The organism is Halorubrum halophilum (genome assembly GCF_000739595.1).
GTDB lineage: Archaea > Halobacteriota > Halobacteria > Halobacteriales > Haloferacaceae > Halorubrum > Halorubrum halophilum.
In genome coordinates this window covers 1-11,506 of record NZ_BBJP01000027.1, presented here as the reverse complement: position 1 = coordinate 11,506, position 11,506 = coordinate 1, and the positions used below count along the sequence as shown (strand labels likewise).

The 11,506-nt window shown below is 61.3% G+C and carries 12 protein-coding genes and 2 pseudogenes; 11 read left to right on the top strand and 3 right to left on the bottom strand.

What is annotated here, in order from left to right; genetic code table 11:
• Positions 1-33: 33 nt before the first annotated feature.
• Positions 34-978: a hypothetical protein gene (locus ACP96_RS18640; protein WP_154020443.1), complete on the bottom strand. Its 945-nt coding sequence runs from the start codon at positions 976-978 to the stop codon at positions 34-36.
• A gap of 310 nt (positions 979-1,288) precedes the next feature.
• Between ACP96_RS18640 and ACP96_RS19890 the strand changes: the two genes are divergently transcribed.
• From ACP96_RS19890 to ACP96_RS09375, 10 genes are all read left to right on the top strand, one after another.
• On the top strand, positions 1,289-1,435 hold the full coding sequence (locus tag ACP96_RS19890; RefSeq protein ID WP_369693803.1) for a ribbon-helix-helix domain-containing protein: 147 nt from the start codon (positions 1,289-1,291) through the stop codon (positions 1,433-1,435).
• Positions 1,432-2,481: a DUF2213 domain-containing protein gene (locus tag ACP96_RS09415; protein WP_050033119.1), complete on the top strand. Its 1,050-nt coding sequence runs from the start codon at positions 1,432-1,434 to the stop codon at positions 2,479-2,481. The genes ACP96_RS19890 and ACP96_RS09415 overlap by 4 nt, the downstream gene beginning before the upstream one ends.
• On the top strand, positions 2,474-2,683 hold the full coding sequence (locus ACP96_RS09410) for a hypothetical protein (RefSeq protein WP_050033118.1): 210 nt from the start codon (positions 2,474-2,476) through the stop codon (positions 2,681-2,683). Before ACP96_RS09415 ends, ACP96_RS09410 begins: the two co-directional genes overlap by 8 nt.
• Before the next feature lie 428 nt (positions 2,684-3,111).
• The gene (locus ACP96_RS09405) at positions 3,112-3,408 is read left to right on the top strand and encodes a hypothetical protein (protein WP_050033117.1); all 297 of its coding nucleotides are present in this window, start codon (positions 3,112-3,114) and stop codon (positions 3,406-3,408) included.
• A gap of 63 nt (positions 3,409-3,471) precedes the next feature.
• Entirely contained in the window at positions 3,472-4,197 is a 726-nt protein-coding gene (locus ACP96_RS09400; RefSeq protein WP_154020442.1) for a hypothetical protein, read from the top strand.
• On the top strand, positions 4,194-4,697 hold the full coding sequence (locus ACP96_RS09395) for an HNH endonuclease (RefSeq protein ID WP_050033115.1): 504 nt from the start codon (positions 4,194-4,196) through the stop codon (positions 4,695-4,697). Before ACP96_RS09400 ends, ACP96_RS09395 begins: the two co-directional genes overlap by 4 nt.
• Complete coding sequence (locus ACP96_RS09390) at positions 4,687-5,151, top strand: hypothetical protein (RefSeq protein ID WP_202593936.1); 465 nt, start codon at positions 4,687-4,689, stop codon at positions 5,149-5,151. Before ACP96_RS09395 ends, ACP96_RS09390 begins: the two co-directional genes overlap by 11 nt.
• The gene (locus tag ACP96_RS09385; protein ID WP_050033113.1) at positions 5,148-5,648 is read left to right on the top strand and encodes a hypothetical protein; all 501 of its coding nucleotides are present in this window, start codon (positions 5,148-5,150) and stop codon (positions 5,646-5,648) included. Before ACP96_RS09390 ends, ACP96_RS09385 begins: the two co-directional genes overlap by 4 nt.
• On the top strand, positions 5,641-6,762 hold the full coding sequence (locus ACP96_RS09380) for a tyrosine-type recombinase/integrase (protein WP_050033112.1): 1,122 nt from the start codon (positions 5,641-5,643) through the stop codon (positions 6,760-6,762). Before ACP96_RS09385 ends, ACP96_RS09380 begins: the two co-directional genes overlap by 8 nt.
• Before the next feature lie 66 nt (positions 6,763-6,828).
• Positions 6,829-7,494 carry a hypothetical protein gene (locus ACP96_RS09375; RefSeq protein ID WP_154020441.1) on the top strand — a complete coding sequence of 222 codons (666 nt, stop codon included), beginning with the start codon at positions 6,829-6,831 and terminating at the stop codon, positions 7,492-7,494.
• On the opposite strand, the pseudogene ACP96_RS09370 reads toward ACP96_RS09375, so the two are convergent.
• Together ACP96_RS09370 and ACP96_RS09365 are read right to left on the bottom strand one after the other, a co-directional pair.
• Positions 7,484-9,025 (bottom strand): annotated as a pseudogene (locus ACP96_RS09370) (ATPase, T2SS/T4P/T4SS family); the annotation flags it as partial. The gene ACP96_RS09375 and the pseudogene ACP96_RS09370 overlap by 11 nt on opposite strands.
• Before the next feature lie 194 nt (positions 9,026-9,219).
• Positions 9,220-10,485: a dicarboxylate/amino acid:cation symporter gene (locus ACP96_RS09365; RefSeq protein ID WP_050033110.1), complete on the bottom strand. Its 1,266-nt coding sequence runs from the start codon at positions 10,483-10,485 to the stop codon at positions 9,220-9,222.
• 375 nt (positions 10,486-10,860) lie between these two features.
• Between ACP96_RS09365 and ACP96_RS09360 the strand changes: the two are divergent.
• A pseudogene (locus ACP96_RS09360) lies at positions 10,861-11,506 on the top strand (sensor histidine kinase); the annotation flags it as partial.

Below are 11,506 nucleotides of genomic sequence, written 5' to 3'. Positions count from 1 at the left end.
GCCACCGAATGTTCAGAGATAGGCCAGTCAGACTTAGAGGAATAGTTCTTCCAGCAGAATAGAGAAGCGTTGCTTAACACGTCGCACCTCAATCTCAGACACTTCCCCCTCCTTGTGATGAGCCATCCAAACACGCTCAGTATTCATTTGTCGCAACGCTTCAGAAGTGGTTTGCTTGACTTGGCCGGTCTCCTCGATTTTACTGATTAAACCTTTGAAGCCTTCTCCTCGCCCATAGCCTTCTTCTTCCATCAAATCGCGGTTTTCCATCTCCGCGAGATAGCAGATGATAGCCCACTCGATGCCGTGGACGTACGCGCAAATCGCTGGTCGAATGAGGGAATACCGGAGGGCTTCATCTGCATCATCGGCGAACTGAGTTACGTACGAGCCATATTTGTATTCCTGAAGTTGCTTACGAAGATGCTGTTCCAACGTCGGTTCGTGGTTTTCAGCACGAGTGAACGGTTCCCGTAGGATACTAAATCCGACTTCTGTAGCAATATCTCGTAGTTCACTCTTGCTTGTCCTTACCGCACTCTTGGGGTCTGCATCCTCAAAATCACCACTCAGTTGGTCGATTTTGTCCCGAATTGCGGGAATACATTCGACCTCCACGACGTAACCCTCGTCGCCGTTTTCCCACGAGGTTGGGATGAATCTGAATTTGATGCGATATGGATAATTATCTCGCGTTCCCCTCAGATTCTCTATGCTCTGTTCAGCCTTTCTATCAGCCTCATTTGCCAGCCCAAGTTTCCGCTTTAGTCGCCACCAATATCCCGGAGCGGGCTGACGCTGTTGGAGCATATATTCCCAGACTCGTTGACCTTGATGTAGTATGTCGTATCCACGTCTGGTCATTACGTCCGTGAGTTGTAATTGGGCAGAACTGAGAGAAGGATTACCGTCGTCCTGTATAAAATAGAACTCTGCCTCCACCTCTATTTCGTCCGGGTTGAGAGAGTGTTCTGCCATCAATTGAGTAAGCAAAACAGACCCGTCGCCTTATTGTTACCCTCGGTTCAGGCATTCGCCAGTATGGAGAAGGAGAACGTGGAGGCACACGTTCACCAACATGTCCGACTGACTCGCTCGCCATAGCCTCCGAAGTGAGCCAGCCACTCTGGTACGACGAGCAGGGGCCTTGGCCCCACCAGAGGGTATGCGCTGGAGGGTCACAAAACCACCGCTCGATTCAACTCGAATCAGGCGTTAGAAGCCACGAAGCGGAGGTTTATACCACAATAGCGTTTTGGGGCTGGCGGCCCGTACACAAAGTGTACGGATGCGACCAAAGATACCGGACTCGCTCGCCCGCCGAGTTGAAGCCGTCTGCGAAGACGGCGGGTATGCGACGGCGAGCGAGTTGATTCGTGACGCGACCCGCGAACGGGTTGCCGAACTTGAGGCGCAAGAGGTGGCCGAGGCGTGACTGAGAAGATGGAAGCGACCGAGCGAACAAACGGCTGGTTCCAGAACTCGGTCGGTAGCGCGAACGTGCGAAGCGTCCAGCGGAACGGACGCGAGTACCTGCGGTTCCCGCTGGTTCCCCTCCGCGAGATGGTACTCGACTATCCCGAGAACGGGACGCAAGAGTACCTCCCCTCTGAGAGCATCGCGGAGACCGTCGAGGCGTGGGATGGCGTTCCCATCACGTTCTCCCACCCGGAGAACCGGGACAAGACAGCCCGACATCCGACTGCGTACACGGGTATCGTCATCGGGGAGTTCTTCGACCCGGAGTTTGTCGGTGGCGAGAAACTGCGCGGAACCGCGTTAGTTGACGTGGAGAAGGCCGAGAGCATCGGGGATACCGCCGAGCAGGTAGTTGAGGAGTTGCGAGCAGGCGAGCAGTTGAACGTGAGCGCGGGGTACGCGACGGTGGACGACGAACACACTACCGGAACGTTTCAGGGCGACCACTACGACCTGATTCAAGGCCCGCTATTCCCCGACCACATCGCCGTCTTTCCTGACAATATGGAGGTGATGGCGCGGTGTTCGCCAGCAGACGGCTGTGCGGCTCCGCGAGTCAACTGCGTGTGTGCGGATTGTACCGACGAGCAATCACCAGCGACCGAAACCACGAATATGAGCAGTCCAGAAATCGAGCGGCTTCGAGACCAACTCGCCGCACTAACCAAGGACGTACAGGAACTCCACGCTTCGATGGACGACGACGGGCGGAGTCGAACGAACCAGACCAGCAGGAGCAACAACGCTCCGGCCCCCGGTCGGACAGCGTACGAACAGCGGAAGTCCGACACGCCCAACTACGGGCCAGCAGGTGCGCCCGGCGGAAGCAAGACCCAAAAGCGCCGACTGAACGCGAGTGACGAGGACGGCAACTCTCCCGCCGCTGGACGTTCCGCGTGGGAGCAGCGACAGAACGCAGAGACGAGTGGCGATAATCGCCACTCCGACCGAGACGTACCGGCTGCCGGACGGTCGGCGTGGGAGGAACGGAGCGATGACTGAGCAAGCATCGCGGAACGTCACACCCGACGACGCCGCCACCATCGTCAATCGGGAGACGAATATGCGGTACAACCCAGTCGTCTCCACCGAGGAAGTCGCGGAGGAACTGGGGCTTTCGCCGGAGACCGCGTTCGACCTGCTCGATAACGCGCCCGGCCCGTCGTCGAAGCCAGTCGGTGAGACACACGTCTGGTGGTGGTAGCGGAGTAGCCTACAAACACGAGTTGCCAGCCATCAAACCGCCAGACGGGGGAACGTTGTCGCCGCAGACGTGGGTTGTATCAGGTAGTATCAGAGCGTCTTACTGTACCGGACGCGAAGTCATCGCCGCGTTCTGTCCTGATTCGACGTATCGATTCGCTCGAATCACGTCGTCACCTCACGACGTATGTGTATATACACTCACTCACACACCTTCGTATGTATATATACATCCCTTCATAGGGGTGGGTGATTGCTGCCGGCGGTCGCTGCTCCTGTCGGGGACACGTTTCTGTGGTGAGGAAGCGGCGCGCTCGAACTCGTATCAGAGATTAAACCTAAACGTGGCGTTACAGTATGTCTGTTTCTCTAACTCGTGTCAGTACTCCGAAACGTTAAAGTTTCTGCGGGTCTTATATACAAACGTAAATGAGCGGTGGAGAAGCAGCGGATGAATCAGAACCAAGCGACGGTCGTGGCGGCTCCGTTGACCGGTACGACGAGACCGATGTCCTCGACGTACTGAAAAGCCGCAAGGATGTGGCCGAGCCGTTGACTGCTCGTGAAATCGGTGACGTACTCGACCGGTCGCGGAGTGCGACGTACAAGAAGTGTATGTCGCTGGTTGAGGACGGCGAGATTCGGTCGAAGAAGACGGGTGCGAAAGGCCGTGTGTTTTGGATTCCGCTGCATACCGCTCTGTTCGAGGGTGATACGCACGACTAACGAGTGAATCGACAGCAGGAACGGAGGACTTTGGACGGGGTCTCCGTTCCACGGTGGCGCGACGTGGGAATCGAGCCGGACGACGGTGGGACCCGTGTCCGTGTTAGCGTACGCGATGCGCTGGCAAAAGGATTTCTGGTCCCTACCGTCGTTCGTGAATCGAATCACGACAACACGAACGACATGACGAAATCGAACGACGATACGAGCGAGATGCGTAAAACCAGCCTCTACGTTCCCGTAGAGGCAGCAGAGATAGTCAAGAACGACCCGGAGAAGGATTACTCAGGTTCGATGCAGCGGGGTCTGAGAGCAGAAGCGTACGGCGAGCAGGTAGTGGAAGCCGAGGAAAAGAACGACGTAGCGCGGGAGCAGCGCGAGCAAACGCTGTCGGAGATTGAGGAGACGATAGCACGATTCGAGGATGGCGAAGCGTTCTCGCGGCAGCAAGTTGTCGATGAACTCGAAATGCTCCGCGAATCCATCGACGACAACGTGGAGCGACAGATTCACGCCCGACAGCAGCAGGCGACGGAGGACAGTCCGACCCGTGAGAACGAGCGATTGGAGGAGTGTCTTGCAGACCTCGACTCGATACTCTCTCGCGGCGAGAACGTGTTCCCCGGTCACGGGAAGGTTGAGAAGGCTGTCGAAGTTAGCGGCGTGAGTGGGCCGGAGGAAGTCATCGGCCTGTTGAAAGAGCGCCACCCCAACCTGCCGGAGTCGCGGTTCGAGGCGGGTAGCAGTCCGGTTCACCGTGTCGGTACGGACGGGGGTGAGTCGCGATGATAGACCGGAATCCCATCGACGTTGAGAGCGTTGAGGAGGCGCGAGAGCGGTTCGAGGCGAAGTACGATGAACGTATCCCGGCTTCCTGCTGGCCGTGGGAGGCGGGTACGTTTGGCGACGGATACGGACGGTTCACGCTCGACGGGAATTATCACCAAGCCCACCGGATAGCGTGGGCGTTAGCCAACGGTTCGGACCCCGGTGATGCGCTTGTTCTCCACGAGTGCTACAACGAGTCGTGCGTGAATCCGGCCCACCTGATGCTGGGCAATCAGCGGATGAATATGGTTCACGCCTTTGGCGAACACGGCCCCGACGTGTTCTCGTCGCCGGGTGAGGAGAATCCGAACGCGGAACTCACGTCCGAGCAAGCGCGAGAGATTTGTGAGCGATACGAGTCGGAGGACGTGACGCAGGCCGACCTCGCAGACGAGTTCGACGTGTCACGGTCACTCATCAGTATGGTGGTCAGGGAGGTGTTGTGGGCCGATGCCTACTGAAACGGCGGAGAACACGCAGATGGCCGCCGCGTATCCGACGCGAGAGCAGTACGAGCGGTGGAAGGACCACGCCGACGAGTTCGATATGAGCGTGTCCGGGTTCATCGCCAGTATGGTCGAGGCGGGGATGAAGAAGATTGACCCGGACGTAGAGCCGGACAAGACGAACGAAGAACTCCGCGAGCAGCGCGACGACCTCAAGAGCGAACTCGACTCGTCCCGCGAGCGAATCAGCAAGTTGGAGGACCGGCTGTACCGCTCGGACTCGGCGGAGATTCGCCGGTTTGTCGAGCGGAATCCGGGCTGTTCCTTCGAGGACATCAAGACGCATCTGCGCGAGTCCGTGCCGGAGCGAGCGAACGAGCATCTGGAAGTGATGGAAGGCGAGTCAGTAGAAGTCCACAACGACGCCTACTATCCGATTGAATCCGTTCAGCAGGAGGGGCAGCGATGAGTTACCCGAAGAAGTCGCCTGACCCTGACGACCGGATGGGGAAATTGAACCGGATGGACAAAGTGCGGAGTCGTCGTCGGCTGCATCATCTCACTGATGCCTACGAGGGCAGGGATATTTGGCAGGAGTTCTGCGACGAACACCAGTATGAGCAAGGCAGTTACGAAGGGTACGAGGATGATGTGGACCGCGTGGGTAACCACTGGAAGGACCATATGACCGACCGTGAACGTCATCACGCGTTTGCCCTGCCCGACGATGTGGAAGCGTGGTCTGCGGAACTTCTGGGGGCGAAATCCATGCGAGGAGCGCACGATTACTGGCTTCGTGTGCGGGAGTTCTACGACTGGTTGCAGTGGCATACTGAATATCCACATCTCTATCACCCGGTATTGATGGCCGCTGCCGTTGGTGACGCAGCCGGAGAGCTGTGGGATTGGAGGACGAAGCAGACTCGGAATAGTCGTAGAGAGTACCGGAGGGAGAACGATGAGTGACGCGCCGATAGCGGAGCGTGAGAGCAGTTCGACGGAGAAGATAGCCGAGGCGTTCGGGAAGACGACAGACCCGCTGGCAGAGTTCGAGTCGAAGTTTGAGGAGATAGACGTTGACCCGTTCGTGCCGTTCATCGAGAACGTGTTACTCTCGAAGGACCTCAATAGCACCACGCGCCGGAACTACCGGAGTGTCTACGCCGAGTGGCGCGAGCATATGGAGCGTGAGGACCGACACCCGGCGTGTCCGAGTGACCAGCACGTTGTTCGGTTCATCGAGTGGCAACTGTCGCCCGACTCGAAGGACAACCACCCGCGAACGGTGAAAGGGAAACTGCGGAAACTGAATCGTGCCTATCGTTTCTGGCAGGATTCGGCTGGCTTCCCGCACCCGCAGGATTACAACCCGTTCACGCTCGCCCGCGACAAGGTGAATCTGGAAGTGCCCGACGGGAAGAAGCACCGCCGAATCCCCGTTGAGGAACTTCAGGAGATGGTGCGAGGCGTGACGCACCTTCGTAGCCGGGCGATAATCTGCCTCCAATTCAAACTCGGTCTCCGTGCGAGTGAGGTATCGAACATCAAACTGAGCGATATTGCGATGGGAAATAGCGAGATTCAGTCGCATTACCCGGAACTGAGTTCGGAGGACCGGCTTGCAGACCGAGAGAACGTCATCTACGTTCCGCCGGGAGACGAGCGACCGAGGAACAAGTCAGGCCGTGCGCGGATGCTCCCGCTTGATGGTGAGATGCGTCGGTTGCTCGTGCGGTACTTGTTGGTTCGCCCGGACAACGGTTCGCCGTGGTTGTTCCTGTCGGAAACGAGCCACTCGAAGATGGACCACAAGGCCATCAACACGGTCTGGAAGAAGGAACTCCACCCGGAGTACGCAGAGACGGAGGAATACAAGCCGGTAACGAGCCACTTCGGGCGACACCGCTTTTCGACGTGGTGGCGTGTCGAGCAGGACGTGAACCGCGAACTGGTGAAGTATATGCGTGGCGACTCTGTGGAGAAAGGGTCGATGGAGGAGCCGATTGACTCCTATCTCCACACCTACTACGAGGACATCGAAGACCTCTATCGAGAGAACATCTACCGGCTGGGAATCTAAGAGATTACCACAACCTCGTTTTCTCACCGACAACTATCATATGAGGTGGGTGAGATTGCTGACTTAATGTCAGAAGTTGACGCTTTTGGAACACTACACGTAGACCGTCTCAGTAAGGTGACGGACGAACTCGATGAATTTGCAGATGATGCTGATGTTCTCTTTGTAGAAGGGCCGCGTGAGGAACCCGATGATTCCGATGAACGCGGTATGCTTCTTCGGAACCCCGCGCTCTATCTCACCGGGATTATTTTGGACTGGTTCTGGGGGATAATTGGTTTCCTTCTCACTCGCCAATTCAAGCCTGTTGATGGAGTCGCCACGGAGACGGTGGCTCAGAGAAAGGAAATCGATATTGAGCCAGTCGATTTGAATATCCCACGTAGAGCAAGTGAGGTGGGACTCGCAGTTACGGTGTTCAGTTGGCTCTGGTTTGCGATAACCGCAGTCATCTTCGTACTGGGAGTGATGGCATCCTCAATCGGAGTTCTAATCTTTGCGATTGCAGTCGGATTTATGCCAGTCGTTCCGTTTGCCTACTGGACTCTCTCAGAACGGGACGAGGTAATGGCCGAGAATATCGATGAAATCCTATCTACTAATGACGACCTCGATAGGGGATGCTTGGTCGCTGGCAGGAGACATATGGACGGTGTAGTTGAGCAATTAGAAGAAAGCGATGTAGGGGTTTCTCAGGTTCACAAGTCGAAGTGGCTCAGACGGAGCCTGTAACGGTATTTGCGGTGGTACTGTCTACTAGTAGATGCTGACTTCTAGCGTTGAGCAGCGTCGTCTTCCCCACCCCGGTCGGCCCGGCGAAGAGGACGGTCCCTCGGTGTTCGTACAGCAGCCACAGCAGGGTGACCAGATCGGGCGAGAGCGTTCCCTGATCGACCAGGTTGACGGGCGTCAGGGCGTCAGCGCTCTGCTTGCGGATCGAGACGTGCGGGCCGCCCTCCGAGATGACGGGCAGCGCCACCGCACACCGGATCGTCTCGTCGATCCCGTAGACGTCGAGATTCACCTTCGCCGACGGCGTCGAGGCGTTGAGCTCGGTGCCGTCGCGGGCGGCCAGCCCGGTGACGACGTTGACGAACGCGGTCTCGTCGTCGAACGCGAGGTTGGTCGGGACGCGCCGGCCGGTCCGCTCGGAGTTCCCGTCCTCGGAGCCGCCGTCTCCGGTCCCCTCCAAGACCGAAGCCCGCGGAACCACCTTCACGCGCTCGCCGACGCGGTTCGCCTCCACGTCCTCCAGGTTCGGGTCGCGGATCGGAATCGTGAGTATCCCCTCGCCGACGAAGTCGCGGAGCACGTAGTACGCCAAGTCGTCGAGCCGGTCGCGGGCGTACCGCGAGTCGACCGGCGGGACCGCGAGCCCGCGGTCGGCCAGCGCGGAGCGGGCGCGGTGGGCGGCCGCGCCGAGCCACGCGCGGGTGTTGCGCGCGGTGAGCCGCCGCGAGAGGAACCGCCGGGCGTGCTCGGCGACGAACGCCTCGCGGTCGTCGACGACACCGTTGACGGTCGTCTCCCAGATGCGCTCCTTGCACTCCTCGATCAGCGCCTCGTCGCCCGGGAGGAGGTCGGGCTCGCGGACGGCGTACTTCGTCTCGAACGCGTCGGAGCCGAGCAGGCGCTCGCGGGCGACCACCACCTCGACCGAGAGCCCGGCGAAGCCGACCGCGTACCGGGCGAGCCGCTCGGCGGCGACGCGCTCGACGTACTCCGCGTCGGCGTCGAGACCGGTCTCTACGGGCGCGAACGTCTCGGTGTGGACGACCAGATCGCGCTCGTCGCCCACGTCGGCCACCTCGATCCGGTCGTCTAAGGCGAGCGGCGTCACGTCGCCCAGGAGCCGGAGGTCGCGCAGGGCGTGATAGCCGATCCGGCGGCGCGCCGCCGGGCTCGCGTCGAGCAGTCGGTCGAGCGCGCGCTCGTACTTCGGCTCGAACCCCGCCTCGGCGCGCTCGTTCACCCCGACCCGCGTGAGCGGGCGGCGGTGACGCACCCCGGAGAAGTGGTCGCGGACGCGGTCGAGCGCGCGCTCGTCGACCGCCGACAGCGGCGGCTCGCGTACGTCGTACCCGAACCGGCCGCCGTCGCGCTCGCGGACGGTCGCGACGACCCCCGGCTCCGATTCGTACTGCGCGCGAACTGCAGGCGCGTACCACGCCTCCGGGTCGTCCGGCGGCACCGGCGCGGGGACCGCGCCGCCCGGATCGTCGTCCGCGTCGTCGACGATCCGGAGGGTCGGCCCGTCGCTCACGGCTCGGCTCCCCGCGTCGCTCGGTCCGTCGCGGCGTCGGCGTCTCGTCTCCGCGTCATCGTGCGATCGGCGGGTGGTCGGCGGGTCGGTTTAAGGGTTGTTTTCTGTCAGTGATAGATAATTTCAGCGTTCGAAAACATTCGCGTAAACAGTTGGGTTCGGGGCCGCCCGACACGCCTCCGCCACCGATCGCCCTACCGAGCCCACACGCCGTCGCCGAAGTCGATGGCGTCGTTCCACTTGCCCACCACGGTCGCGACGGCCAGGTCGCCGGTGACGTTGTTCATCGTCGCGATGCGGCCTAAGATCGGGTCGACGCCGGCGACGAAGCCGACGACCGCCAGCGGGAGGCCGACCTGACTCAACACGACGGTCAGCATGACGAGCCCGGCGCCCGGGACGCCCGCGGTCCCGATGCTGATCAGCACGGCGACGACCAACACGAGGAGCTGTTCGGTGAGCGCGAGCGGCTGTCCCACGGCGTTGGCCGCGAACATTACGGTGATCGCCTGCCGGATCGCGGCGCCGTCCATGTTGGCGGTGGCGCCGACGGGCAGCGCGAACGAGTACACCCGCTCCTCGATCCGGAGGTCCTCCTCGGCGTTCGTCATCGTCACCGGGAGCGTCCCGCTAGAGGAGCGCGTCGCGAAGGCGGTGACCATCGCGTCCTTCGCGCCCCTGAGGAACGCGACCGGGGAGACGCCGGCGACGACGCGCATGAGCACGAACAGGTACGTAAACGAGATGTGGACGACGACCGCGACGGCGACCGCCAGCACGAGCGCGCCGAGCGAGGAGAACACGCCGACGCCCTCCGTGCCGATGCCGACCGCCATGAGGGCGAACACGCCGACGACCCCGTACTCCAACACGCCGCGGACGACCACGAACATCGCCTCGGCGCCGATCTTGAACGCCCCGAACACGCCGTCAACGCTGTCCGAGAGTTCCGGCTTCTGCGCCCGGACGTAGGTGAGCGCGATGCCGAACACGATCACGAAGAAGACCGTCGCGAGCAGGTTCCCCTCGGCCATCGCGGCCACCGGGTTGTTCGGGACGATCCCGAGGACGACCTCGGTCAGCGACGGCGGCGCCTGCGATTGCGCCTCGCCGCCCGTGAACTCCACGCCGCGGCCCGGTTGCAGCAGGTTCGCGACCGCGAGCCCGATCAGCCCGGCGAGCGTCGTCGTCACGGCGTAGAGCCCGACCGTCGCGCCGCCGATCTTCCCGAGCTTCGCCGGGGATAGCTGTCTGATCCCGGTGAGCAGCGTGAAGACGATGATCGGGACGACGAGCATGTTGAGCAGGCGCAAGAAGAGGTCGCCGAACGGCTCGACGACGGTCATTCGCTCACCGAAGACCGCGCCGGCGAGCGATCCGAGGAGGAACGCGACCGCGATGCGGTAAATGAGCGGTACCGATCGATACCGATGCCACAGCGATCCGATGAGACTGGCCATGTCGACGGCTGGCGACCCGCGGGGGAAATCCCTCCGTTATGGACCGCAGTTGAAGCGATCTGTGACGCCGGATTCGGGGAATCTTACCGTCCGTCTGTCGCGATGAATCGGCTACCGGACGGCGGAAGTTCGGCAGACACGCGAGCGGCGGCGGCGGAGATCGAACGATTCGTTCGTCCCGCGTTGAGGGCGGTTCGGCCGTGCGACGGTCCGTCATCGATACCGGCAATTGAACGCCGGTTCCCCCGGCTTCGGCGAGACGTAACCGCGACGGACCGCGATCACCGACTCCCGGTGTCAGATCGCCGTCCCCGATTCTTCGAGTTGATACCGAGTCGAGAATGGTTAAATCCCAGTGATGACGAATCCATCTCAATGCGGACGACACGGCTCCGGAACGTCGGGGAGTTGGGGCTGCTCGCGGCCGTCGGCCTCGTTCCCCTCGGCTACCACCTGACCTCGCTGTCGGCGATGAGCGACCCGGCCGCGATCGTGACTGGCGCGGTGGTCCCGATCGCGTGTAGCGCGCTGGTCGTCGCCGCGGCGGTTCCGGTGGCTCGATCGTCGCTCTTCCCGGCGTACACCCTCCGTGTCACCGGCTGGAGCGCGCTCGGGGCGCTGACACTCGGCGCCGTCGCACTGCTGTTCGTCGTCTACGAGATGAGCCAGGGACCGCCGCCCACGGGGCCGTTCGTCGTCATCGCCGGCGCGGCGTCCGTCGGGTCGGTGTTCGGGCTCGCGTTCGGCGTAACTGACGCGCAACAGCAGCGCACGCAGGACCAGTTGGAACGGGCGAACGACCGGCTCGAACAGGCGAACGACCAGCTCACGGTGTTGAACCGCGTGCTCCGGCACAACATCCGGAACGCGATGACGGTCGTCAGCGGGCGGGTCGAGATCCTCAGCGAGCGCGCCGACGGCGGCGAGGAGAGCGCCGCGGTCGTCGAGGAGAACGTCGATCGACTGCTGACCGTCAGCGAGCACGCCCGCCACATCGGCGGGGGGATCGGGCCCGACGGCG

Coding starts and splice junctions, on each gene's coding strand:
- ACP96_RS18640 (WP_154020443.1), bottom strand. CDS start 978: ATGGCAGAACACTCTCTCAACCCGGACGAAATAGAGGTGGAGGCAGAG.
- ACP96_RS09390 (WP_202593936.1), top strand. CDS start 4,687: ATGCCTACTGAAACGGCGGAGAACACGCAGATGGCCGCCGCGTATCCG.
- ACP96_RS09385 (WP_050033113.1), top strand. CDS start 5,148: ATGAGTTACCCGAAGAAGTCGCCTGACCCTGACGACCGGATGGGGAAA.
- ACP96_RS09365 (WP_050033110.1), bottom strand. CDS start 10,485: ATGGCCAGTCTCATCGGATCGCTGTGGCATCGGTATCGATCGGTACCG.
- ACP96_RS09410 (WP_050033118.1), top strand. CDS start 2,474: ATGACTGAGCAAGCATCGCGGAACGTCACACCCGACGACGCCGCCACC.
- ACP96_RS09395 (WP_050033115.1), top strand. CDS start 4,194: ATGATAGACCGGAATCCCATCGACGTTGAGAGCGTTGAGGAGGCGCGA.
- ACP96_RS09375 (WP_154020441.1), top strand. CDS start 6,829: ATGTCAGAAGTTGACGCTTTTGGAACACTACACGTAGACCGTCTCAGT.
- ACP96_RS09405 (WP_050033117.1), top strand. CDS start 3,112: ATGAGCGGTGGAGAAGCAGCGGATGAATCAGAACCAAGCGACGGTCGT.
- ACP96_RS09380 (WP_050033112.1), top strand. CDS start 5,641: ATGAGTGACGCGCCGATAGCGGAGCGTGAGAGCAGTTCGACGGAGAAG.
- ACP96_RS19890 (WP_369693803.1), top strand. CDS start 1,289: ATGCGACCAAAGATACCGGACTCGCTCGCCCGCCGAGTTGAAGCCGTC.